The sequence below is a fragment of the Pseudomonas sp. Eqa60 genome (assembly GCF_018326405.1).
GTDB lineage: Bacteria > Pseudomonadota > Gammaproteobacteria > Pseudomonadales > Pseudomonadaceae > Aquipseudomonas > Aquipseudomonas protegens.
This window is the reverse complement of sequence record NZ_AP024342.1, coordinates 3,465,148-3,489,462: the sequence shown is the minus strand read 5'-3', so window position 1 is coordinate 3,489,462 and position 24,315 is coordinate 3,465,148. Positions and strand designations below refer to the sequence as shown.

Sequence of the window (24,315 nt, the reverse complement as noted above, 5' to 3'; positions counted from 1 at the left end):
CCGCGTCCTACGAGAACGCGGCTTTTTCAGCTGGCCCTGGGGCCATTTGCGCTACTTGTTTTCAGTGTTTCATCATGCTGTGGTCCGGCGCATTCAGCGCTCGGGCTTGGGCTTCGACCTTGATGGTTTCCTTCTCGCCCTTGGCGTTTTCCACGGTCAGGGTCAGGGGCACTATGTCGCCGGCCTTGATCTGGCCGGTGAGCTCCATGAGCATCACGTGGTAGCCGTGGGTGTCCAGGCTGACTTTCTGTCCGGCCGGCAGGGTCACGGCGTCCACTTGCTGCATGCTCATCACGTCGTTGTGCATGCTCGACTGGTGGATCTGCACGTTCTTGGCCACTGGCGATTGCACCTCAACCAGCTTGCTGTCGCTGCTGGCGGTGAGGTCCATGAAGGCGCCGCTGGCGTGCTGGCCGGCTACGGTGGCGCGGACCCAGGCGTTGTCCACTTGGGTCGCGGCGCTGGCGGTGCCGCCCAGGCCCAGCAAGGAAACCAGCAGCAGGGCAGCTTTGAGACGGGATGGGCGCTGTAGGGAATGCATTAACAAACCTCCATGACGGTGAGCAGGTCTTCCGCGCACTCTTGGGCGGTAAGGGACTGGGAAAGCCCCAGGCGCAAGGTGCCCCGGGAGTCGAAGACGAAACTGGTGGCGGTGTGGGACAGGGTGTAGGTCGAGCCGCTGGGGATCTTTTCGTAGAACACGCCGAATTCCTTGGCGGTGGCAGCGGTCTGCTCCAGGGTGCCGTACAGCGCCTCGAAGCTGGGGTCGAAGGACTTGACGTAGGCGTCCAGCACTTCGGGGGTGTCGCGCTCCGGGTCCAGGGTGATGAACACCACTTGCAGGCGGTCGCCATCACGGCCCATCAGCTTCTTGGCCTGGGCCGCGCGGGCCAGGGTGGTGGGGCACACGGCCGGGCACTGGGTGAAGCCGAAGAAAATCATCGGCATCAGGCCGCGGTAGCTGGACAGCGACTTGGTTTCGCCCTGGGAATCGGTGAGTTTGAAGGTGCGGCCAAGAATCTGATTACTCAGGTCCTTGCCGTATTTGAAGGACAGTCGGGGACTGTTGTCGCAACCGGCGAGCAGGCCCAGGCCGAGCACTCCGGCGCTGGTGAGCAGGGTGCGGCGAGTCAGCAGAACACTCATGAAATAACGCCCTTTGAACAGCCAGACAGGCAAAAACCCGCGCATGGTAACAAACAGACGAAAGCGGCGGCGGGCTAATTAGACCAATGCCTGCGGCCATCGGTCGCAGGTCGGGAAGGGCCGGGGCGTGGCTGCTCAGCTTTCCAGGGCGGCCATCTGCACCAGGGCGCGCACGGCGCTGCGGGTGGCCTGGGTCAGGGGTTGGGGCAGGCGGTCGAGCTCGAACCAGGCCACATCGCTGTGCTTGTGCGGCTCGCAATTGCGCGCCGGCATGGCCGGGGCCGAGGCCAGGTACACCGGTGATACCCAGTGCTCCTGGCGCAGCGGGTCGATCTGGTCGACCACGCACAACAGGCTCACGCCTTGCAGGGTCAGCCCCAGTTCTTCGTGGATTTCCCGGCGCATGGCCTGTTCCACCGGCTCCAGCCAGTCGACCTTGCCTCCGGGGAGGCCCCAGCAACCGGCTTCCGGGTCGCGCAGGCGCTTGACCAGCAGCAGCTGGCCGTCCCGGACAATCGCGACACCGCACCCCAGGCGTGGCTGTTGTTGCATGGCAGGTCCTCCTTGCACTGTTTCGGCGGGGCAGATACCGGGCAATGCCCGGCAGGCCCGTTCACCGTTGCGACAATATCGGCAGCGGCGCTTTCGGCAGATTATTGCTTTGTTGTTTATTTGTAATGACAGTTGGAAGTCACTGCCCGGGGCGTGGATCAGTGACGCCACACAGTGGCGCCGATCACCAGCAGCGCCAGCAGGATCAGCACCACCCCGGTGCCCCGTTCCAGCCAGGGCAGGGCCCGGGCAAAGCGCTCGCGCACCCGGCGGTTGCCAATGGCCAGGGCCACCAGCACGTCCCACAACAGCACGGCGCTGAACATCCACAAGCCATAGACCAGCTTCCAGCCGGCACTGGTCTGGGCCCCCACCAGGGACGCCAGGCTGACATAGAACAGGGCGTTCTTGGGGTTGAGGATGCCAGAGAGAAAGCCCATGCCCAGGCCACGCCACCAGGTGGCCCGGCCCAGCGGCCGGGCTTCGTCGTTGCCGTCCACCGCGGCCAGGGAACTGGCACCGGCATGACGGATAAACAGCCAGCCCATATAAAGCAGGTAGCCGCACCCGGCCAACTGGATCGCCAGGAACAGCGGGCTGCCTGCCCGAAACACCGAGACCCCGGCAAACGCCAGGACGATAAAGGCACCATTGGCCAGGGCGATGCCCAGGCAGGCGCCGGTGGCCGATCGCCACCCCGCGGCCATGGACATGCGTGCTACCAGGAAGAAATCCGGGCCGGGGGAGAGCAGGGCGAGAAAGTGCGCGGCGGCGACCAGCAGGAACTGTTGAATCATGGGTAGAGCCTTCCAGTGACGTGAAAGCCTGGAAGTCTGCGGCGCCGAGAGAGCCGGGGTATTGAAGAAAATTGCGCGGCCTCAGGCCTTGTACAGGCCCGGGGTTACGCCGACATGAGCCTTGAACACTCGCTGAAAATGCGCCTGATCGGCAAAGCCCAGGCGCTGGGCCAGGGCTGCCGACGCTTCCCCGGCCTGCAGCGAAGCGCGGGCCTGGATGATCCGCTGGTTCAACTGGTAGGCATGGGGCGTCATCCCGGTGGCCGCGCGAAAGGCGCGGATCAACTGGTAGCGGCTGATTCCCGCCAGTTCCGCCAAGTGCTCCAGAGGCCCGGCCTGCTGCGGATCACACTGGAGGAAATCCACGACCCGGCGCACGCCTGCGCTGGCCCGGGCCGGATCGGCCGCCAGGGCAATCACCGGTTGCTCCCGGGTGGCCAAGCCACCGATGAACTCGATCAGCGCGGCCTCCTTGTGCTGCCAGCTGGCGCTGGAAAACAACAACTGGTTGAGCCGGCAAAAAGCCTGGTAGAGGCCACTGTCGTGGCTCAGCACGACCTGGGAAAGCGCCGCCCCATGCTGCTGCGCTTCTTCGCGCACAGCGTCCACCCAGCGCGGGTCCAGGTGCAGCATCTGGTAACTCCAGGCGCAGTCGGGCAGGGGATTGCAGGCATGGGCGCAATCGGCCGGGACAAATACCACGCTGCCAGCCCGGATCCGGGTCGGGCCCTGGGCGCCGCCGCTGAACACACTGACACCCCGGTCCACGGCACCGATGGACACCGTCGGATGGCTGTGGGCCTTGTAGTTGGCGCGGCTGTCACAGGCCCGGCGGCTTTCGACGTAGGGCAGGTTCGGGTCGCGCCAGAATTGGGCGGTGGAGGACATGGTGCGGTTCCGCGAAGGGCTGTAGAGACCGCGGCGACGCGGTGGGCGGGTTAGCCTAACAGGGCCCCTGGCAGGCTTGCCACAGGGTTGAAGGCCGATGGGGAGCCTTGACCGATCGGAGATTGCCAGCTATTTGATTCAAAAAAATATTTCAATGCTGTTTTTGAATTTTGCCCAGGGTGGAGGACTTTCCTTGGCGCCTTGGCCGCTCCCGTGAAATGCAACCGACCTGAAGCTTGGCTGGAAAGGGACGTCCTGCCGTTTTCATGACCTCTCGATCATGGCCATTACCCCGGCGAAACACTTCGCCCTATGCGTGAGGAACAACAATGAAAAGCTTGAATAGCCTGATGATCGCAAGTGCGCTTGTCATAGGGTTGTGCTCCACGACCCTGGTGGCCGCTGCACCACACTTTTCACCCCAGGGCCCGTTCTACGGCAACAATGGCACCCTCTCGATAAAACTGCCGTCGTCGTTTCAGGCACAGGTCACCTGTGGCATCAGCCTGAGCGGTTCGATCAACACTCAGGATGAAGCCAAGATCCACAGTGTGTTCATCAGCGGTAGCGGAATCTGCAAGTCCTTGCAGGCAAAGAATCTGCCCTGGATCTTGAAACCGGAAAACGTATTTTCCTTGAAGCTGGAGGGCGTCAGCTTTGTCGTCTCCAATTTCGTGCCTGCCAGCAATTGCGGGGCCAATGACATATTCGTGACCTGGAACGGTCCCCTTCAAAAGTTGAGTGCCTTCAACCAGGCCCTCACTGGCAATTGCACACTGGCCACGCTGGATATCACCCTGCAGCCGCCACTGACCCTGGTCCCGTAGCCCCCTCGCGATACCCCGAGCTCCCGGGCCTTGTGGCCTCGGGCGCTCGGGGCACATTGCCTCGGCAGCGTAGAAACCGCTCAGGCACCTTGAAACTTGAAGGCGGGGGTGACCTTGAAGTCGCCGGAGACTTCGCCGGAATAGGTGGTGGACTGGTCCTTGCCCAAGTCGAGCTTCTTCACCTGGCCCGTAGTGCTTGCAAAGTCAATCTTCTTCAGGTCGACCCAAAAGGTATTGGGGGTCAGTGCCGACTCGAAAAAGTACAGCTTGCGTTGATGGTCCACTACAGTGCGCCAGCGAGTGGAGGAGATATTCGGTTCACCCGGGGTGGAGATGCCGTAAGGCACAGAGACGTTTCTGATTACGCTGAACACGCTGGCCAGGGAGACCTGCGGGCTCTCGTCCTTGGGAATAGCGTTGACATAGAAGGAGGCCCGGGCGAATCGATCCGCGGCGCGGTTGGTGCCCGGCAACATGACGGTGCCGCCAATGGATTTCCAGTAGGCATTGAGGGCCAGCTGTTCATCAAAGGTCGGGGAATTGGTCATGACCTGAAATTCCCGGCCATGGTGAATCACCGGCTTGCCCTTGATGTACTCGATGATCGCGCTGTCCCCCGTGGCGTCGGAAATCGACAGGTGCAGGGTCGCCAGGCGCGTGTCCCCGGGGACATTGGCCGTCACCAGGGTAAAGGGTTCTTTCTTCAGCGCATCCACGGCCTCCGCCACGGTGGCGTAGTTGTCCAGCACATACTGGGCCCAGGCGGCGATGCTGAGGCCCGGCTTGCCGTTGTCGGGCAACGGGTACTGGGACTCCACCAGCCACAGCAGGTTGGTCACCAGGCCTGCCTGGTTGACGCCGTCGGTAGTCGCGATGTCATAGCCCGAGGCAATCACACTGCCGTAGCGCGAGGTCCACTTGATCGAGTTGGCTCCCACCTCACCATTACGCTGCATGCCCTGCGGGAAGATCCACAGATGGGTCGCCACATCGGTTTTCCAGTCCATGGAACGGGCGGTGATCACGCTCTGGTTGCTTCCCAGGTAGGTCAGCCGGGTGCAGGCCTGGGCGAGGGGCAGGGACAGGATGATACTGCTGAGGGCCAGGACTAAGGCCCTAGGCACGGCTTTCCTGGGCAGTGGCAATACCTTCATTACCTTCATGGTGCTGATTCCTGTTTTATTCGGCCGAGAAGGCGCGGGTCTCTGAATTCATACCAGTCTTTTTCCTTGTCAAGAAAGCCCGGAGTGACCTGAAAATCGCCATAACCTCACTTTTAGCACTGCCTATACTGGATTGCGCAGCCGTTTCACCGCAGGACACACATAAACAGGAGCGTTTATGACTTTCAGCGAAATAGCCTATGAGCAGTCCGGGCCCGTGGTGATCATCCGCTTCAATCGTCCCGAGCAGCGCAACTGCATCGGCCCGGTCACCCATCGCGAGCTGATCGAGGCCTGGACGCGTTTTCGCGAGGATGACAACGCCCTGGTGGCAATCATCACCGGCACCGGCGACCGAGCCTTCTGCGCCGGCGGCGATCTCAAGGCGGCCGCGCAACTGGTGCCCAGCAGCGCCGAGGAAATGGCAGCCCACGACCGTGGCGAACGCCCGGGCATCATCGGCCCCAGCCGCTGGACCGATATCTACAAGCCGATCATTGCCGCGGTCAACGGCGTGGCCTATGCCGGTGGCCTGGAGTGGGCCTGTTTTGCCGACATCCGCATCGCTGAAGAACACGCCTCGTTCGGCGTTACCTGCCGGCGCTGGAATATCGGCCTGGCGGATGGCGGCACCCAGCGCCTGCCACGGATCATCGGCATGGGCCGGGCCATGGAACTGATTCTCACGGGCAAGGTGATTGACGCCCAGGAGGCGTACCGTATCGGCCTGGTCAACGAAATAGTGCCCAGTGGGCGCTCCCTGAAACGGGCACTGGAGCTGGCCCATGTCCTGGCCGGCCTGCCGCAACCGGCGATGCGTTCGGACAAGGAAGCGGCCGTGCGTGGCTATGGCTTGCCATTGGCGGAGGGCTTGAAGATCGAAGCGCAGTGCTTCAACCGCTCGATCCATCAACCGGAAACCCAGGAAGGGTTGCGGCGGTTCATCGAGCGCGATCATCCGGATCGGGCTAGCCAGCAGTCGCCCGGTACGCCGGGTATTGTCAGGAACTAACCCCCAGGGCTTGGCGGCCTGCACCCCATACGGTGCAGACGGCAGGGCTCAGCCTGCTTTCTTGCAGATCATCTCTTCAGCCCCATGGCCCCAAGTGACAACAGCCTCGCCCTGATGCTCCCAGAAGCTCTCGTTCTGCCCTAGGTAACGTGAGCCGCTGGCAGAGCTGGCCTCCAGCATCAGCGATTGCCGGCCTTTATATAAGGCGGTGAGGGTGGGCGGTTCGGTCTGGAAGAAGGTGACACTGATACGGCCATTGCTCGCGCAATCGAACATGACTGGAGCGGAGGAGGTGACCAGCCCATAACCCGTCTGCAGTTCGACGATGCGCCGACGATAGCTATCAGCCACGCAGGCTTGCTGATCATCGGTCTTCCAGCACTCGTCGCGGCCCTTGATCCAGCCACGCTGTTCGGCCTTGAGCACATTGCCGCGCTTGCCGGCATTCTTCAGGGCGTCGCGATAAATAGTGGCCAACTTGCGGTCCAGTGCCGCGAGACCAGGGTTCTGGCAGATCAGTGTGGTTATCGACCCGGTCATTTTCTCACTGCAGTTGAATGAAGGACCTTGTTCGGCCGTTGCCAGAGAAGTGGCCAGCAGGGCCGATAAAGCGACACTGCCCACCATTGTTCGAAGGGGAAAGGTCATGGGTAACTCCTGATATCCAATATAACTAAACTAAATATTCATTTAGTTTAGTTATTTATAAGCGTCATATTGTAAGGGCAGGGTAGCTCATCCCGCGAGCCATATCTCGACACCCGGCAGCACTCGGCAAGACCCGCGGCGAGGTGTATTTGATAAAGGGCAGATCGAAGCTATCCTCACCAGGGACAGCAATATCGATTATTTAAAATGCATATTGAACAACTGGGCAGGAGCCAAGAAGCATGACAGGGGAAGATCTGGTCAAGGCAATAGAAAACAATGCAACGCTCATGGGGCTGAAGGATTGTCCTTCCGTGCCCATTCAAATGAGCTGCGCTGTCTACGGGAAGGTGCAAAATGATGTTGGAAACGATGTCATTACAAATAACGGAAGCATGAAGTACCAAATCGATCAGGCTCTTTTATTTCGCGGCCTGCACTCGGAGACAGCTGTTTGGCACTTTAGTACGGGACCGGTGGTTCATCATTTTGTCGTGATCCCTTGGTACAGGCAGTCAGCCCCTCAAGGGACCGTGTATACGGTATTTATGGCCTACGAAGGAAAGTACCTGCTGGTTAATTATGTAAAACATAACAGCCCGGCCCCTGGTGAGATTAAAGGCTACAAGACAGCCTGGACGGAAAACGACTTGAGAACCATGCTCTCTGACTTGCTCACCAAGAGTAATGCCTGGGAAGAATACTTCGGCAATGTCGGACCGGCCCAGGCGAATATAATCCACTACTACAAATACAAAACAACAACGCTAGACTCTGCAGTTTCCAACGTGAATCGATACAGAGAGCTCTGTCGGTAGATTCCTTGGCCGTCCCGGCAATTAGCCAAAGCCCACCTTCAATAGTTCGATATGCAGGTGGGCCACAGTCAGCAACCACCTGAGTTTGAGATTCTCCCGCTCGAACTTTGACAGGCGTTACGAATCTCGAAAGACACACACCACGTGTTCATCCGCAGTCGGAATTCGTGGGTGTCATGCAACTGGAAGTTTTTCGGCCCAGGGCCGGTGAAGTCCTGGGTTGGCTACAAGGAGCAAAGGAATCAGGATTCGTTTGTCCAGGATGTCATTGCGAAGGCCCAGACGCGAGCGACAGCAGAGTGATCGAAGCCTGGCTTCAGAAGCTGTCCCTGAGGGTAGGCAGCGTTGCAGTTGAGCCTGGGTAATTCTTGGGTATCGTGACCCACATGAATATGTCATATCTACGCATAATGTATATTATGTTAAATAGCATAACTCCAAGGCTCACAGGAGCTGTGATCAGCTATCAGGCTTGGATCACATATCCGGGCGCTTTCGACGCTTTGAATTGGCGTACCCGAGCTGGTCATTTCCAGTTTTCGAAACCACTCACTGCTCAGATCCACCGATGGCTCGCTCTGCACCTATAGGCTTCGACCAAGCCCATGGACCTGACGCAGCGAGCAATCGCATAGCTCCCACCCCATCATTGGAGTGCTTCACCATCGAATCGGATTGGCTGACGAATCCAGTACTCTCAAGAAGTCCTGGGTACAGCAAAGACCCTTACAATTTCTTCAGCGCAAGCTGCGTCATAAGATCTGCTTTCATAAAAATCAAAAGCCGTTTCTGCCCCACAGCTGGAAAAATGTTTTTTCACTTCCTTCATCTCCTTCGACGCAAGCCCTTTATCATGTTCTCGTACTTTTTCCAAAAAACTGACTGAAGCTGGCTTTGCGTAAATAAAAATATTGGGTATGAGAACACCTTGCTGCTCCAGCCCTTCAAAGTCTGTAAAAGTCACGGCGAAAAAAACATCTTTACCTGTTGAAACCTCCAAGACTCTTAAAGTATTTAAAACAAACAAAGCGAGCCCTGTCAGAAAATCAGACACCCCGTCGCTGCTCATTTCATCCATCAGGTGCTTTAAGCGACCATACCTTGATACAAGCGGAATCTCTTCAAAGCTTTCATAGCTCTCGAAGAACACGTCCATATCATTGTACGGTTCTTTACTGATTACCTTGTTATAGAGATCTGTAAGCTTCATTTCCAGGGGATACTCCATCCGCCGCAGGATGTTCGGGTGGAACGTCAGGAGGTTCAATCAACGAGGGTGCGTGCTGGCTAGAACCACTTTCACTGGTATCACCTAGCCCTCAAGCTCATAAACCTCGATATCACGACCAATAACATATAGATCCCCTTCTTCGCGCACTTGATCAATAGATGCTGGATCAGCATCCAAAGCGTAATTTCCATCAATGTCGACACACCAATACTCGTCAAACTTCAACAACCGAACCCCCGAGCAAATTGAATTGAATTGATGACCGCTAACTTTCGCGCTCAGCTCTTCGACGCCACGGACAACCACTTTGACTTTCTTCCAAACATCCCCATCAATACGATGATCTCTGGCATGAAATACCACCTGTGCTGCGAGTCGTTCGCCTGGTGCATAATTAAACTCGAACGACAATAGCAAGCCATCTTCAAAACGGTGAAAAGCTTGTAAGACCTCACTTATTTTTTCTGCAGTTTCTGACATTTTCATTTACCTGGTGATTTCTGGCCGTGACTTTCAAGTTGGTTTTTTTCAAGAGGATAGGGTTTGAAACGCCTCATGCCTCGCGTCGCCATGTCCCCTGGACCACTCACCCCGTCACCGCCTGATAAACAACCCGATGCGCCTCGGTGGGCAGTGGCACTTCCCACTTGAACAGCATGCGGCGGATATCATCGTTGCGCAGCGAGGTGTCGCGCTGCTGGTTGCGCCGCATGATCTCGCCCTCGGGGCGCTCCAGGTAGAGAATTTCCACCTGCGCGCCGTAGCCGTAGAGCAAGTCCAGGGTGCGGTTGCGCATCTGCGCCGACAGGTGCGTCGAGTTCCACACAAAGGGTTTGTGCTCTCGCAGCAAGGCCTTGGCCCGGTCGATGGCGTAATGCGCAGCGGCGCCTTCATTCTGTCCATGGCGCAGGCCCAGGGCCTGGCGGGCGTCGTCGAACGACACCACCGGCAGCTCCGGGTGATGCTGTGCGGTCCAGGTGTCCTTGCCGCTGGCCGGCAGGCCCGAGAGCATCACCACCGACGAACCCTGCGGCGCGTGCAACGGGTAGTCGGGATGTACCCGGGCGCCACGCAGGTACTGAATGCGTGTGTAGTCGTCGGCAAAGGCCCGCGGCCCGTACAGGCAGCCCTCCTCCTGTGCCAGTTCGCGCCACAGTTCGATGGCGTCCAGTACATCGGCCTTGCCGGCGTAGTTGCGGCCCTGCATATCGGCCTCGGCGACGGCACAGAGCATCCACAGCGGCAGTTCCCAGGACAGTTTGTGCAGCAGGAACTCAGGGCTGCGGCCGCTGCGATCACCCTGCAGGGCGAAAAACGGCACTTGGTGCACGGCGATGATGCGGCAGATCTGCTCGCGCAGCTCGAACGGCACACCGGCGCGCCACAACAGCAGCCGCGCATCCACCGCCCCCCGGCGTGAATGACCGGGCTGGCCGATACGCCCGGTATCCTTGTCGATCACCGTGGTGTCGGGCTTGGCGATGTCGTGCAACAGGGCCGCGAAGAACAGCACAAAGCGCTGCTCGGCGCTGGCCTGCTGGTAGGCGGGTTGGGCCAGTAATGCTTCGACCACCAGGCGGGTATGAATCCATACATCGCCCTCGGCGTGGTAGATCGGGTCCTGCGGTGTGTCGGCCAGGCGCGCCAGGGCCGGAATGGCCGACAGGCAGGCCGCGGTGTCCAAATCGCGCCCCGGCTCGGGGACCAGTTGGCGCAGTTGTTGAATATCCATTTCGGGATGCTCCTTCAGTAGCCGTGGCGTGGGCCCTGCCAGTCCATGGACAGGCGCGGGGCATAGAGGTCGACACCGGCGGCCAGTTGATTGGGGATAAAGGGTTGGCTGGCATGGTGCTGGTCGGCATCGAGGATGGCCTGGACGAAGTCCTGGCGTACCCACTTGAGCCGGCCGAGGGTCTGCTGCTCGTCCTCGAGTTTCAGGTACAGGCCTTCCATGCGGCTGGAGCGGTCGCACTGGCGCCAGGCACGGGCCAGGTCGAGGCCTTCGCGGTGCACCACCTGCTCGAACACCTGGCGCCAGTGCGCGGTCTTGGCCAGCGAATCGCCCACCAGCGCTAGCAGCTCGGCATGCCGGCGCGGTGCCGGGCCTTCGTACAGCACAGGCACCGACAGCACCGGCCCACCTTCTAGCAGGCGCCGGCGCGCCGCGGTGGAGAGGAACAGCCCTGTGGCGCGGTCCCACACATCGAACTCGCAGAAGTAATGTGGCAAGTGGTCGTAGAACACCGAGTGCTTCTTGTGCAGCCACTCGCCATACAGCACGAAGCGATCTTCCAGGCGTTCCAGCAACCAGTGCTCATGGGCCGAGGCCCACTGCTTGAACAGATTGAACTGGCGCTCGCGCCCACCGCCGGTGAGGTAGTGACCGCGAGATTGCAGGAGCAACTCGCCGCCTGCGCCAAAGCTGATGCCCGCGTTGGCACCATCGAGTTTTTCTTCCACCACCAGCCACTGTCCGGCCAGGGCGCCATAGCGCACCTGGCCAGTGTCAGTGTCGCCATCTTGCAGGCGCGAGCCTTGCAGGTGGGGCGTGCGGGGGTATTTGAGCAGTTCCAGGTTGTGCGCGGTGGCACGAATATCCGTGTGCATGGGTTTGTCCTCGAAAACAGAGAAAAACCAACGACAGGATCAGGCAGGCATGGCAATGAAGCGCCGCCGTGCATAGGCACGGGCAGCCATCAGGCAGGATGGACCGTCGTCGGTATCAGGCGTGTTGGCTGGCGTAGGGCACTGGCTTCACCACTTGGAGAAAAGGTTGCAGAGGCTTTAGGGCGCGCATTCAACAGCAGATAGCGGCATCAGGTCAAGCCCCGAGAGGACAAAACCCCAGCGCCCCTGCTTGCGCGAAACACCCGAGCTTTTGTCATGAAAAAAATCGCCTGGGGCTCATAGGGTGCAGCCAGTCATAACCCGATAAGGAATCGATCATGAAACGTTCAAGCGTGCTGATGGCTGCAGTCATTGGCCTGGCACTTGCACCTTTGGCCCAGGCCTCGTCCATGGCTGACAGCGAAGAGAAAGCCCAGTTGCGCAAACTCTTCTGCGAGTCGAAGGGCGGCGCCGATATCACAGCGCTGGGTGAGTTGAAGAAGTCCGACGACGTCGGCGCCGTGGTGGTGTGTAAGCTCCCGCCCTCGCCCACCACCGTGGTGGAAAACCAGGCGGCATCGAGCCTTGCCGCGCTGCCATTGACGCCTGTCACGGCAACGCTTGCGCCACCGTCGGGGGTCTACAAGCTCGCCCCGGGAGCCAGCAGCGTCAACACTTCATGCTCGGCCAACCTGGCCATCGCCAAATGGGCGGGCTTTCCCAATACCAGCAACGGCAACGCCACCTTGAACTGTCGTGGATACAATGCCGGCGCAGCAGGCGGTACGCTGGGTTGCAAGATCGAATGGACCGGGCCGACCCAGGTCGCCATCGGGGTCACCCCTTACGGCGGCCAGGTCGCGGTGAACTTCAATTGCCAGGCCCTGTACTTCGGTTCCGTCGGCACGGTGATGGATTTCAGCTACGCCGACCCGACGTATCCGCGCATCCGCTATGGCTCGGTCCAGGCCACCAGCAGCATGACCATCACCCAGTGATGCCATGCCAGCCTGGCTGAGCCTCGATCAAGCGCCGGCAGGGCTGCTCCCTGCCGGTCACCCTCCTCTGCTTCATTGCTTGCCGCGCATGCTGTTGCGCCATATGCGGTAGGTCCTGATGCCCGAACGTACCGAACCGAACAGCAACTGGCTGTCCATTTCCCGGGTCATCCCCGAACGTTCCAGCATCGCCAGGAAAGTACCGCGGGCACGGGCGATAGCGAAGTAGATGCCCTGGGCGGCCAGGGTCTCGCGGATTTCCCGCAGCACCGCGATGCCGCTGACATCGATATCGGTCACCGCCTCGGCATCGAACAGCACCACCTCGGGTTGGCTCTCGCGCTGCACAGTGTCCAGCAGGCGCATCTTGAAGTAGTCGGCGTTGAAGAACAGGATCGCGTCGTCGAAGCGATACACCACCAGGCCGGGCACAGTGCGGGCTTGCGGGTACTGGCGGATGTCCACCTGGCCTTCGATGCCCGGCATCCAGCCCAGCACCGCGTCGGTGGGTTGGTAGATGCTGTACAGCAGGCGCAGGATGGCCAGGGTCACGGCGAACATGATGCCCGGCAGCACGCCCAGCCCCAGCACACTGACGGTGGTCAGCAGGCACAGCCAGAACTCGAAGCGGCTGAGTCGGTAGATTTGCTTCAGGGACTTGACGTCGAGCAAGCCCCAGCCGGCCATCAACAGCACCGCGCCCAGGGCCGGCTGCGGAATCCACGCCATGGGCGCGGTGAAAAACAGCAGAATCAGCGCAATCGCCAGGGCGGCGATGATGCCCACCAGTTGGCTCTTGCCTCCGGCCATGTCATTGACCGCGGTACGCGAATCCGCACCGCTGATGGCAAAGCCCTGGGAGGCACCGGCGGCCAGGTTGCTCAGGCCCAGGGCGATGAATTCATGGTTGGCGTTGATCGCGTAGCCATGGCGCGCGGCGAAGCTGCGGGCAGTGAGCATGGCGCTGCAGAAACTCACGGTAGCGATGCCCAGCGCGTCGCGCAGCAGGCTCTTGCTTTCCTCCAGGGTGGTCTTGGGCCAGGACAACTCCGGCATCCCGGCCGGCACATGACCGAGGATCGCCACTCCGAGGCGGTCGAAGCCCAATAGCCCGGCCAGCAAGGTGAACAGCGCCACCGTCAGCAGCGCCGCAGGTACGCGCGGATAGCGTCGCGGCAGCCAGATCAAAAGGCCCAGGCTGGCCAGGCCGACGGCCAGGGTCAGGCCATGGATCTCCCCCAGGCGCTGGAGAAAGTCCGCCAGCCCCAGGATGAAGCCGTCGCCTTCGATCTTGAAGCCCACCACCTTGCCCATTTGCCCGGCGATCAGGCTCAGACCGATGCCGTTGAGGTAGCCGATGAGGATCGGCCGCGAGAAGAAGCTGGCGATAAAACCCGCCCGGGCGATCCCGGCGGCAATCAGCATCAGGCCCACCAGCACGGTGACGATCATCGACAATTCGACGGTACGCTGCAGGTCGCCCATGGCCAAAGGCGCCACGGCCCCGCCGAGCATGGCGCAAGTGGCGGCATCGGGGCCGACCATCAGTTGCCGCGAGCTGCCGATCAAGGCATAGACGATCATCGGCAGCACACAGGCGTAAAGCCCGTACTGCGGTGGCAGGCCGACAATCTGCGCATAGGCGATGGCGATCGGGATCTGGATAGCCGCCACGGACAAGCCGGCCCGCAGGTCGGCGCGCAACCATTCGCGGCGGTAGTGCAGCAAGTTGGACAGGCCAGATAGACAGCGGGATAACGACATGCCGGGTCCTTTCGAAATATTCCGTTTTATTCTTTGGCTGCGCGCTTGTTTGGCAAGGCGACGCGGGGCGTTATTCAAGCGAATCGGGCAACTTAGCGCCATGAGCTGGAGCAGCTTTTGCTTCGATTCACCCAGGTGCTTGGCCATGGGCAACCCGCTGAGGCGCAGGTGGTGGTGAGCTTGGGCCGCTATAGATGAACAACCTCTCCCATTCATGGGACGCCAAGCCAGCTATAACGGCGAGTTGCCTTGATGACGCGCCACTTCCCGGTGCATGTCGTCGCGCTCGTAGCCAGGCAGCAAATGACCGTCGGTCACCTACCTTGAAACGGCTCGGTGTTCGCTCCATTGGTCGGAGAGTTTCTTGACTAGGATTAAACCGCGCTAAGACTTTAACCGAAATTGTTAGAGGTGACGCCCAAGTGGCTCTGGACAGAAGGTTAATCCGCAGAAGCCGGATTGACTCGTACGTTCGCTTTGACTGAGTGCCTATGAGGCCGATATGGAGATCATCTCTGTGGTGGATGTACCGCGATGGATGGACACGATTTCCCCTGACCCCGCGAGACGGACGACTGACGCCCGAACACGAGCCAGAGGAAGTCGTTTATGGCAATAACGCAAAACAACCGTTTGGTGCAGGTCGACAGTCCCCTCGGCGGCGATGTCCTGTTGCTGCAGAGCATGGAAGGCAACGAAGAGCTGGGGCGATTGTTCCACTACGAATTGGACCTCACCTCCGAAAACCGAGCGATCACATTCGACCAGTTGCTGGGCAAGCCGATGGGCCTGACCCTGGAGCTGCACGACGGCAGCAAACGCTATTTCCACGGCGTTGTCTGCAGCTGCCGGCAAGTGAACGGCCACGGTCAGTTCGCCGGCTACCGCGTCAGCCTGCGGCCCTGGTTATGGCTGCTCACGCGCACTTCGGACTGCCGGATTTTCCAGAACAAAACGGTGCCGGAGATCATCAAGCAGGTGTTCCGCGACCTCGGTTTCTCCGATTTCGAAGACAGCCTGAGCGGCAACTACCGCGAGTGGGAATATTGCGTGCAGTACCGTGAAACCAGCTTTGACTTCGTCAGCCGGTTGATGGAGCACGAAGGCATCTATTACTACTTTCGCCATGAGCAGGCGCGTCATGTACTGGTGTTTGCCGACGCCTATGGCGCCCACTCCACGGTGGCCGACTATGACTCGGTGCCCTTCTACCCGCCCGATCGGCAAATGCGCGAGCGCGACCATTTCTACGATTGGCAACTGGAGCGGGAAGTCCAACCCGGTTCTCTGGAGCTAAACGACTACGACTTCAAGCGCCCCCGCGCCAGACTGGAGGTGCGCTCCAGTGTGTCGCGCAGTCACAGCAACGGCGACCACCCGCTCTACGACTACCCGGTGAATACGTTCAGAGCAACGACGGCGAGCACTACGCGCGTACCCGCATCGAAGCCATTCACAGCCAGTTCGAGCGCGTGCAGCTGCGCGGCCGCGCCCGCGGGCTGGGCTGCGGCCATTTGTTCAAGCTGACCGGCTACGAGCGCGAGGACCAGAACCGCGAATACCTGGTGGTGTTCGCACGCTATCAGATCCGCCAGGAACTCTATGAAAATGCGCAGCTGGACCTGTCCGAGCAGTTCACCAGCGAGCTGGACTGCATGGATGCCAGCCAGGCCTTCCGCCCTCTTCCCCTGACCCCCATGCCCATTGTTCGCGGGCCGCAGACCGCCGTGGTGGTCGGCCCCGATGGCGAGGATATCTGGACCGACCAGTATGGCCGGGTCAAAGTGCATTTCTACTGGGACCGCCACGACCAGTCCAATGCCAATAGCTCCTGCTGGATGCGCGTGTCCCAGGCCTGGGCCGGCAAGAACTGGGGGGCGGTGCAGATCCCGCGAATCGGTCAGGAAGTGATCGTCAGTTTCATCGAAGGCAACCCGGATCGGCCGATCATCACTGGCCGCGTCTACAACGCCGAACAGACCGTGCCCTACACGCTACCGGCCAATGCCACTCAGAGCGGGGTGAAAAGCCGTTCGAGCAAGGACGGCTCACCGGCCAACTTCAATGAAATCCGCATGGAGGACAAGAAAGGTGCAGAGCAACTGTTTATCCATGCCGAGAAGAACCAGGACATCGAGGTCGAGAACGACGAGACCCACTGGGTCGGCCACGACCGCAGCAAGACCATCGATAACGACGAGACTGTGCATGTCAAACACGACCGCACCGAAACCGTCGATCACAACGAGACCATCACCATCGGCGTCAACCGCACCGAAAGCGTGGGCAACAACGAGGACATCAGCATTGGCGTCAACCGTACCGAAAGCGTCGGCAGTAACGAGACGATCAGCATAGGCCTCAACCGCACCATCAGCGTGGGCGCCAGCGAAACCGCGACCGTGGCCCTGCAACGCACCCATGCGGTAGGTATCAACGAGACGATCGCCATCGGCGCCGCGCAGGAAGTTGTCATCGGTGCCTTTCAAACGGTGAATGTCGGGGCCTACCAAAACGTCAACGTGGGCCTCTACCAGTCGACCAATGTGGGCACCAACCGCTCGGTGGACGTCGGAGCCAATCTTTCAACGACGGTAAAAGACAACGAATCGCGCCAGGTCGGCGCAGGACGCACGACCGATATCGGCAAGGACGATGAGCTGACGGTGGGCAAGAACCTTGTCATCGATGCCGGTGACTCGGTGACCATCATGACCGGCAAAGCCAGCATCGTCATGAAGAAGGACGGCACCATCAGCATCAGCGGCAAGGACATCACCATAGACGGCTCTGGCGTGATCAACATCAAGGCCAACAAGAACGTGGTGATCAAGGGACGCAAGATCCTGCAAAACTAGGAGTAACGCGTATGACGGTTCAATACTCACTGCCCACGCAGGCCCGCATCGATGGCGTAGTCGTCGGTGTACTGCTCGACCTGCCACAGGCCAGTGCGCCCTGGGTGACCTACCCCGGCTGCCCCGAGCAACAGAGCATCGCCGCCCGCAGCACCACCCTGCTCTCCCCTGAAGACATCGGCAGCCAAGTGGCGCTGATGTTCGAAGATGGCGACCCTTCCCGCCCGCTAGTGATCGGCCGCCTGCTGAGCCAGGCCATGGCACCCGAACCGGTTGCCAGCGTGCAACTGGACGACCAGCGCCTGGAACTGCGCGCCGAACGCGAGATCGTGCTGCGTTGCGGCAAGGCCAGCATCACCCTGACCCGCGCGGGCAAAGTGATCATCCAGGGCGCCTACCTGTCCAGTTGCTCCAGCGGGGTCAACCGCATCAAGGGTGGTTCGGTGCAGATCAACTAGACAGGTAGTCGCCTATGGAATTGCTCAACGCCAGCAAACTGCTTGCTGCCTATACCCAGGGCATGGAGCCCGATGGCCGCGAATCCCTGGTGGTGGTGGCCAAAGGCACGTTTAATCTGCCGCTGGACGGCCGCCCGGCGACCCTGGCCGAGACCCAGCAACCGCTGCTGATGGCCGATACCTTCCTCGGCGAACCCGGTCTCAGCGCCCCCCTGCAGGAAATGGACTTCGCACCGGTCAAGCCGTTCTGCGACGTGCTGGTGCGCGGCAAGGCCTATGCCCCAGGCGGGCGACCCGTGAGCCAGATGGCTGCGGGCATTCGCGTCGGTCAGATGAGCAAGGCCTTTTCCGTCCTCGGCCCCCGACAATGGCAATTGGGGCTACTGGGCGTTTCTCCCGGCTTGCCGCAGCCCTTCATCGAGCAGGACATCTCTTATGCCCAGGCCTTTGGCGGCAGCCATCCGATGGCGGAAGACTCCGAATTGCGTTACAGCTACCTGGACAATCCGACCGGTTGTGGCTGGTTTCCAAGCCGCATGGGTAGTGCTGCCATCGTCGGCATGCCGATGCCGAGCACCGAGGAATTGGGCAAGGCGATCGACAGTCCCTCTGGCGACTTCCGTCCTATGGCCCTTGGCCCCATCGGCCGCAGCTGGCCGCAACGTGCTCGCTTCGCTGGCACTTACGACGATGCCTGGCTGGCCGACCGCTTTCCGTTTCTGCCGGAAGATTTCGACCGTCGCTACTTTCAGGCGGCCCCTGACGATCAGCAGATTCCTTACCTGCGTGGCGGCGAGGATGTGTTGCTGCTCAACCTCACACGCCAGGAGCGCGCGGGCTTTCGCATCCCCGAAATGGACGTGCCGGTGACCTTCTTTCTGAAAAAAGGCGGTCACGAGACTGTGCAGGCGGTGATCGATACCCTGCTGATCGACACAGACGCGCTCCAGGTGCAACTGACCTGGCGTGTCTCTCGTGCACTACGACACAACATGTTCGAGATCGCTCAGGTGCTGGTCGGCACTATGTCCACAGGCTGGTGGCGCGCCCGCGAACTGGGCAAGGATTACTACCCGTCGCTCTCCTCCCTGGTAAAAGCCAGGCACGCCCCCGAGGAGACAGACTGATGACTGCACTTTGCATCATCGGTTCCGGCATGGTCAGCGCCGTTGGCCTCAGCGCACCCGCGAGCTGCGCGGCGATTCGCTGCGCTATCGATAACTTCCAGGAAACCCGCTTCATCGACTGCGGCGGCGAATGGCTGATCGCTGCCAGCGTGCCTCTGGAGCAGCCCTGGCGTGGGCGCAGCAAACTGATCAAGATGGCCGCCTGCGCCATCGCCGAGGCGCTGCAAAGCACCCCTAACGTCGACCCGGAAAAGACCCCGCTGCTGCTGGGGGTGGCGGAAGTCGAGCGCCCCGGCCGCCTCGACGGCCTCGATAAGGGGCTGCTGCACGCCATCGAAGCCGAATTGGGCCTGCGCTTTCATCCCAGTTCCAACGTCATCGCCTATGGACGGGTCAGCGCTGCCGTGGCCCTGCTTGATGCGCGTACGCTGATCTACCAAGGCGGCCATCGCCACGTGCTGATTGCCGGCGTCGACTCCTTCTTGAATGGACCGACGCTGGCCGCTTTCGAAGCACGCGAACGCCTGCTCACTAGCCAGAACTCCAACGGATTTATCCCCGGCGAAGGTGCCGCCGCCGTGGTGCTGGCCGCCCCCGTTGCCAGCGAAGAACCGCAATTGGCCTGCCTCGGCCTGGGGTTCGGCGTGGAGAAGGCCACCGTGGAGGCCGAAGGTACTCCCCTGCGTGCTGAAGGTCTGACTCAAGCCGTACGCGCAGCCCTGAGCGAGGTTGGCTGTGGGTTGGAGCAAATGGATTATCGGCTCACCGACATCTCCGGCGAGCAGTACTACTTCAAGGAAGCCTCCCTGGCCCTGAGCCGTACCCTGCGGGTGCGCAAGGAGCTCTTCCACCTCTGGCACCCGGCCGACTGCATTGGCGAAGTCGGCGCCGCCATTGGCCCGACGATGCTGGCCGTGGCCCTGGCCGCCAGCCGCAAGGGCTACGGTGACGGCCCGAATATCCTCTGCCACCTCGGCAACGACGCCGGCCAACGCGCCGCCGCCCTGCTCAGCTACCAGACCGTGAGGGCTGCCTGATGGCCAACGAGGTGTATGCCAACAATATGGAGATTTCCTGCAAGGCAGCCGATGGCAAGTCCGTCGCCTGCTTTCCGGATGTCTGCTTCACCCCGCCCGTGGCTCCGCCGACACCGATGGGGGTACCCATTCCCTACCCCAATACGGGTATGTCCAAGGACACCACCCGGGGCACACGAACGGTCAAGATCACCCGCAAAGAGGTGATGCTCAAGGACAAGAGTTACTTCAAGACAAGTTATGGGGATGAGGCTGGGAATGCGCCCAAGAAGGGGGTCATCACTAGCAAGATCAAGGGGAAGGTGTACTTCACTTCCTGGTCGATGAATGTGAAGTTCGAAGGTCAAAACGTAGTACGACACCTTGATATGACGACGCATAACCATGCTTCACAGCCAGGTAATACCCCTCCCTGGCCTCACCTTTCCAAGATGTCGCCGAGCACCCAGGGAAAATGCAAAAGGGAGAAAAAAAGAGAAAGAAAATCCTGCCAGGAATACAAACCGTACGGTGAAAAGAATGTTTGTAAAGAGGCCGAGCTGAGCGGTGCAATGGTCAATGAAAGCGCTTGGGCCAGCAAAACAGCGACAAGAGCCAAAGCAAACAAATGCTTGTCGGCTCGCCGCTGTCAGTTAGTGCCGTACCGCCCTAAGGACGAAGCAGGTATAGCCGGATGTTGTCCAGCACAAACACCTGACCATGTCATACCGAAAAGCTCATTTTCTGTAGGAGCGTTCAGTAACAACAAGCGCCAGCCCGGCTGGGAAGAGTATTCGAAAGATACGGCGCCTTGTATGTGCGTTGAGGGCTGGGGGAACACTCATGGGAGTCATGGTGTCCGACACAGCGAGCATAAAGCCCTGGGGGTTATCGCTGGGGTCAAGAAAGGCGATATGCGCGAATTCAGTAAAGAGGCCTCCATGGCGGCCCAAAGTACTCGTGGCGCGTTTCCCGAGTCAAACTGTAGCGAACGCTGCCTCACGGCACAGTTGGCCGACGGGCATAAAAAAATGCTACCGCCAAATACGCAGCCCCCTAAAGTGAAACATTCACCAAGCGGAAGAAGTAAGCCAGCGGTATTGAACCGTACCGCGAGAAGGCCCTCCCCTTGAGCTACCACCCAATAAACGGATATTCATATGGCTGACGAATGGCTGGAAGATTATTACTACGCTTATGTTGCCGCCGTAGACGCACAAAAATCTTTTTTCGCTTTTCGGGAAATAGGACTAGAAGCCCAGGATGTTTCGCACACTATTTTCCTGGAGTACAACTCTGGAAAGTGGCGAGAAGTTGGCGAGGCGACTTGGGATACCGTTGCCATGACCACCGACCGGTCACAACAGATGCTGGCAATATCCGAAGAGGGTGAAATCGGGGAAGGCTATCTCGGCTCGACCCTCAGCTTGTCGCAAATGGATCCGCCACCGCTAATGCTCAGAGGGATAAGCTCGATAGGCGAATATACCTACTTGTGCGGAGTGTCCCGAGAAGTGTATGTACGCCATGGATCTTCTGCCTGGCAGCCTGTACATGCCCCAAAGCCTACGAGTAAAGACAGTGTTTTTGGCTTCGAAGCACTGGGCGGTTTCTCCAATGATGAAATCTATGCCGCCGGCTGGAAGGGAGAAATATGGCTGCGGGAGCAAGGCAACTGGCGGCAAGTCGACAGTCCAACCAACTTTAAAATAACTGCATTGATATGCGCCTCTGATGGTTATTGTTATTTATGTGGCCGCCAAGGCACTTTGTTGCGTGGCAGAGCAGACACATGGGAAATTATCGATCTCGAAGAGTTCACCGATGATTTCTGGAGCATTGCTGAACACCAAGGAAAAATCTATTTAGCCACCTTGTTCGAAGTATACGTTCTCGATGAAAGTTCTTTGCGGCCAGTCAACTGGAATATGCCAAAGCCCAATACTTGCTACTGTCTTTCCGCTAAAAACGGGGCGCTTTGGTCTGTTGGCCAAAAGGATATCTTGGTACATGACGGGCAGAGCTGGAGGAAACTTGCTTAACTCACTATTTCTCAAGACTTTGAAATGTACTCGAACTTGATTCCGCTGATTCTGGATCAACATGTCGAAGAAGCCAGCTTCCTCGCCGTCCTGCGTGACTATGCCCTGGGCGCACCGCACTACGACTTCGACCACCTCAGCCAACTCGACGAGCGCATCGACGCCCACCTTGACGGCCTTCGCGTCGCCGGCACCTGCGGCCTGGAAACCCTGTTGGCTCAACTTGGGCCACACGCCATTGGCGAGCTGTTCGCCAGTGTGGTGCTGGCCTTCGAGGCGGGTAACGCACAGGTGTTGTCACGGCTCAGCGAGCATTTGCGAAGTGCCGTAGAAACGGAGAGCGGCTACCTGATGGCCTTGGGTTGGCTCGACTGGAAGTGGGTATCGCCCTGGATCGATCGCCTGCTCGCCTCCCCCGACCCCCTGTTTCTGCGCCTCGGCCTGGCCGCCTGTGGCATGCACCGCCACGACCCCGGCCCAGCCCTGCTTACCGGACTTTCCCACGCCGACCCAAGCGTCCTGGCACGTGCCGCCCGCACTGCCGGCGAACTGCGCCGTCGTGACCTGATGCCGACCATTCGCACCCATCGGCAACACCAGGACACCGCCACGCGCTTTTGGGCCAATTGGGCCACCGCGCAGATGGGCGACGAGGAGGCGCTGGAGCCGATGCGGCAGTTCGCCGAGCAACCGGGCCAGTTCCAGTACCGCGCGCTCTGTGTACTGCTGGCCTGGCAAAGGCGTGAGCACAGCATCGCCTGGATACGCCAGTTGATACAGAACCCTGAGCAACAGCGCGTCGGCATCCAGGCCGTTGGGCTGCTGGGCGACCCGGTCAGCGTGCCCTGGCTGATCCAGCAGATGAGCGACCTGCCTCATGCCCGCGTCGCCGGCGAGGCCTTCAGCCAGATTACTGGGGCAGACCTGGCGTTACTCGATCTGGAATTGCAGGACCTGCCGGATTTCGATGCAGGCCCGAACGACGACCCTGAGGATGCCAATGTCGCCATGGACCCCGATGAGAATCTACCCTGGCCCGACCCGCAGTTGATCGCAGCCTGGTGGCAGGCCCATGGAGGTGATTTCCAGGCGGGCGTGGGCTATGTGCTGGGGCTGGCGCAGCGCGAAAGCAGTTTTCAGCAAGCGCTTGTCCGGGGCCAGCAACGCCAGCGTATTGCCGCCGCCTACGGCATCGCCCGCTTCCGGCCGACCGAAGTGCTTTTCCCCACCAGCGCACCGGCCTGGCGGCAAAAGCGGTTGTTGTCCGGAGGATGAGCAGGCGATTCATTCTCTTCGACTGCGGCAGCTGGACGCTAGGTGCCCATAAACCAAATACGCTAGACTGCCGGCCTATTTTGTTCAGGCCCCCTCGTCATGCCCGCAGAGCATGTTCCCAAGCCCTATACGCTCCTGGCCATCGACGATGATCCGCAATCGTTGATCGTGCTGTCGAAAACCCTGACCGCCGAATATGAAGTGCTGCTGGCAAAGAACAGCGAACGTGGCCTGGCCCTGGCTCGCAGTGCCAGCCCCGATCTGATCATTCTCGACATCCTGATGCCGGAGATGGATGGCTTCCAGGTGCTCAGCGAGCTCAAGAGTCATCCGGCGACTGCAGCCATTCCGGTGATTTTCCTGACCTCGCGCAGCAGCGTCGAAGACGAACGCCTGGGGCTGCTGCTGGGCGCCGCCGATTACATCGCCAAGCCGATTTCGCCCCCTGTGGTACTGGCCCGGGTGGCAACGCAACTGGGCTACCGCAACAAACCCCTGCATGACCTGCAAGCAGTGGCCGGACCTTGCGCCGGCAGCGACATGCGCGACGGTTTTGTCAGTGCATTGACCCTGCAACTGGCCGGCAATCCGCAGATTCGCCTCCAGGCCCTGCTCGATACCCTGTCGATTCTGCTGCGCAGCAGCCCGAGCCGGCGCGACCCCGCGGCCTTGCGCAGCGCTGCCTGCCTGGCGCTGATGGGCCTCAATCAGCCGGGCAGCCGTATCGATCAGGCCCTGGGTCACAGCAGGCTGCTGATTGAAGAGATTCTCGCCCACGCCGAGCCGGAAGACCCGATCCTCAACCTTGCCTGGAAAATCACCCACGCCGATGCCTTGCTCAAGGGCCCTGGCGACCTGCACACCTGCGAGCGGTTGTCCCTGTCGGCCCGTCTGTTCGCCCTGGCACTGAACTACCACCTGAGCCTGCTCCAGGCCAGCACCGAGGACCTCCACAGTCGGCATGCGCAAGCCATGGGCCAGATGTACCGCCAGCCCGGGTTCGAGCAGTGCATCGCCGGCGACCCGGAGCCGCTGTCGGCGGCCTTGCTGAGTTCGTCACAGAGCTTTTTCGGCCGGTGAATGGATGG

The 24,315-nt window shown here is 60.2% G+C and carries 23 protein-coding genes and 1 pseudogene; 12 read left to right on the top strand and 12 right to left on the bottom strand.

Annotated elements, in window-relative coordinates:
- Window positions 1-61 precede the first annotated feature (61 nt).
- The 5 genes from KI242_RS15890 to KI242_RS15870 all read right to left on the bottom strand — a co-directional run bounded on the left by KI242_RS15890 (window position 62) and on the right by KI242_RS15870 (window position 3,383).
- Complete coding sequence (locus KI242_RS15890; protein WP_053158532.1) at window positions 62-541, bottom strand: copper chaperone PCu(A)C; 480 nt, start codon at window positions 539-541, stop codon at window positions 62-64.
- Complete coding sequence (locus tag KI242_RS15885; protein WP_011061312.1) at window positions 541-1,146, bottom strand: SCO family protein; 606 nt, start codon at window positions 1,144-1,146, stop codon at window positions 541-543. The genes KI242_RS15890 and KI242_RS15885 overlap by 1 nt, the downstream gene beginning before the upstream one ends.
- Before the next feature lie 135 nt (window positions 1,147-1,281).
- On the bottom strand, window positions 1,282-1,698 hold the full coding sequence (locus tag KI242_RS15880; RefSeq protein WP_015635620.1) for an NUDIX domain-containing protein: 417 nt from the start codon (window positions 1,696-1,698) through the stop codon (window positions 1,282-1,284).
- A gap of 158 nt (window positions 1,699-1,856) precedes the next feature.
- Window positions 1,857-2,492 carry a LysE family translocator gene (locus KI242_RS15875; RefSeq protein WP_026020264.1) on the bottom strand — a complete coding sequence of 212 codons (636 nt, stop codon included), beginning with the start codon at window positions 2,490-2,492 and terminating at the stop codon, window positions 1,857-1,859.
- Window positions 2,493-2,576: 84 nt separating this feature from the next.
- Complete coding sequence (locus KI242_RS15870; protein ID WP_053158529.1) at window positions 2,577-3,383, bottom strand: AraC family transcriptional regulator; 807 nt, start codon at window positions 3,381-3,383, stop codon at window positions 2,577-2,579.
- Window positions 3,384-3,712: 329 nt separating this feature from the next.
- Between KI242_RS15870 and praB the strand changes: the two genes are divergently transcribed.
- On the top strand, window positions 3,713-4,210 hold the full coding sequence (gene praB, locus KI242_RS15865; RefSeq protein WP_015635617.1) for an alkane oxidation protein activator PraB: 498 nt from the start codon (window positions 3,713-3,715) through the stop codon (window positions 4,208-4,210).
- A gap of 80 nt (window positions 4,211-4,290) precedes the next feature.
- Here the strand turns inward: praB and KI242_RS15860 are convergent, their stop codons facing one another.
- Window positions 4,291-5,364, bottom strand: a complete 1,074-nt coding sequence (locus tag KI242_RS15860) for a linear amide C-N hydrolase (RefSeq protein ID WP_053158820.1) — start codon at window positions 5,362-5,364, stop codon at window positions 4,291-4,293.
- Between the two features lie 187 nt (window positions 5,365-5,551).
- Here KI242_RS15860 and KI242_RS15855 point away from each other — a divergent pair, with 187 nt between their 5' ends.
- A complete protein-coding gene (locus KI242_RS15855; RefSeq protein ID WP_053158524.1) occupies window positions 5,552-6,385 on the top strand; it encodes an enoyl-CoA hydratase-related protein in 834 nt (277 codons plus the stop codon).
- 48 nt (window positions 6,386-6,433) lie between these two features.
- Here KI242_RS15855 and KI242_RS15850 read toward each other — a convergent pair whose 3' ends face one another.
- A complete protein-coding gene (locus tag KI242_RS15850) occupies window positions 6,434-7,033 on the bottom strand; it encodes an MliC family protein (RefSeq protein WP_015635614.1) in 600 nt (199 codons plus the stop codon).
- A 242-nt stretch (window positions 7,034-7,275) separates the two neighbouring features.
- Here KI242_RS15850 and KI242_RS15845 point away from each other — a divergent pair, with 242 nt between their 5' ends.
- Complete coding sequence (locus KI242_RS15845) at window positions 7,276-7,851, top strand: hypothetical protein (RefSeq protein ID WP_210482071.1); 576 nt, start codon at window positions 7,276-7,278, stop codon at window positions 7,849-7,851.
- A 697-nt stretch (window positions 7,852-8,548) separates the two neighbouring features.
- Here KI242_RS15845 and KI242_RS15840 read toward each other — a convergent pair.
- The 4 genes from KI242_RS15840 to KI242_RS15825 all read right to left on the bottom strand — a co-directional run bounded on the left by KI242_RS15840 (window position 8,549) and on the right by KI242_RS15825 (window position 11,689).
- Window positions 8,549-9,061 carry an Imm15 family immunity protein gene (locus KI242_RS15840; protein WP_244868128.1) on the bottom strand — a complete coding sequence of 171 codons (513 nt, stop codon included), beginning with the start codon at window positions 9,059-9,061 and terminating at the stop codon, window positions 8,549-8,551.
- Between the two features lie 102 nt (window positions 9,062-9,163).
- The gene (locus tag KI242_RS15835; protein WP_169897159.1) at window positions 9,164-9,562 is read right to left on the bottom strand and encodes a hypothetical protein; all 399 of its coding nucleotides are present in this window, start codon (window positions 9,560-9,562) and stop codon (window positions 9,164-9,166) included.
- 106 nt (window positions 9,563-9,668) lie between these two features.
- Window positions 9,669-10,814: an AAA family ATPase gene (locus KI242_RS15830; RefSeq protein ID WP_053158518.1), complete on the bottom strand. Its 1,146-nt coding sequence runs from the start codon at window positions 10,812-10,814 to the stop codon at window positions 9,669-9,671.
- Between the two features lie 14 nt (window positions 10,815-10,828).
- Window positions 10,829-11,689 carry an RNA ligase family protein gene (locus KI242_RS15825; RefSeq protein ID WP_015635611.1) on the bottom strand — a complete coding sequence of 287 codons (861 nt, stop codon included), beginning with the start codon at window positions 11,687-11,689 and terminating at the stop codon, window positions 10,829-10,831.
- A gap of 338 nt (window positions 11,690-12,027) precedes the next feature.
- On the opposite strand from KI242_RS15825, the gene KI242_RS15820 reads away from it, so the two are divergent.
- Window positions 12,028-12,687: a hypothetical protein gene (locus tag KI242_RS15820; RefSeq protein ID WP_011061294.1), complete on the top strand. Its 660-nt coding sequence runs from the start codon at window positions 12,028-12,030 to the stop codon at window positions 12,685-12,687.
- 72 nt (window positions 12,688-12,759) lie between these two features.
- Here the strand turns inward: KI242_RS15820 and KI242_RS15815 are convergent, their stop codons facing one another.
- A complete protein-coding gene (locus tag KI242_RS15815) occupies window positions 12,760-14,451 on the bottom strand; it encodes a SulP family inorganic anion transporter (protein ID WP_011061293.1) in 1,692 nt (563 codons plus the stop codon).
- 609 nt (window positions 14,452-15,060) lie between these two features.
- Between KI242_RS15815 and tssI the strand changes: the two are divergent.
- The 8 genes and pseudogenes from tssI (at window position 15,061) to KI242_RS15775 (ending at window position 24,307) form a co-directional block, all read left to right on the top strand.
- A pseudogene (tssI, locus tag KI242_RS15810) lies at window positions 15,061-17,309 on the top strand (type VI secretion system tip protein TssI/VgrG).
- Between the two features lie 11 nt (window positions 17,310-17,320).
- Window positions 17,321-17,767, top strand: a complete 447-nt coding sequence (locus KI242_RS15805; RefSeq protein WP_053158515.1) for a DUF6484 domain-containing protein — start codon at window positions 17,321-17,323, stop codon at window positions 17,765-17,767.
- 14 nt (window positions 17,768-17,781) lie between these two features.
- Window positions 17,782-18,894: a DUF2169 domain-containing protein gene (locus KI242_RS15800; protein WP_053158512.1), complete on the top strand. Its 1,113-nt coding sequence runs from the start codon at window positions 17,782-17,784 to the stop codon at window positions 18,892-18,894.
- Complete coding sequence (locus KI242_RS15795) at window positions 18,891-19,931, top strand: hypothetical protein (protein ID WP_155494414.1); 1,041 nt, start codon at window positions 18,891-18,893, stop codon at window positions 19,929-19,931. Before KI242_RS15800 ends, KI242_RS15795 begins: the two co-directional genes overlap by 4 nt.
- Entirely contained in the window at window positions 19,931-21,043 is a 1,113-nt protein-coding gene (locus tag KI242_RS15790; RefSeq protein ID WP_073698940.1) for a PAAR-like domain-containing protein, read from the top strand. Before KI242_RS15795 ends, KI242_RS15790 begins: the two co-directional genes overlap by 1 nt.
- A gap of 27 nt (window positions 21,044-21,070) precedes the next feature.
- Window positions 21,071-21,952: a hypothetical protein gene (locus KI242_RS15785; protein ID WP_053158506.1), complete on the top strand. Its 882-nt coding sequence runs from the start codon at window positions 21,071-21,073 to the stop codon at window positions 21,950-21,952.
- Window positions 21,953-21,976: 24 nt separating this feature from the next.
- Window positions 21,977-23,227 carry a TIGR02270 family protein gene (locus KI242_RS15780; protein ID WP_212806358.1) on the top strand — a complete coding sequence of 417 codons (1,251 nt, stop codon included), beginning with the start codon at window positions 21,977-21,979 and terminating at the stop codon, window positions 23,225-23,227.
- A gap of 99 nt (window positions 23,228-23,326) precedes the next feature.
- Entirely contained in the window at window positions 23,327-24,307 is a 981-nt protein-coding gene (locus KI242_RS15775; RefSeq protein WP_152686217.1) for a response regulator, read from the top strand.
- The last annotated feature ends 8 nt before the right edge of the window (window positions 24,308-24,315 follow it).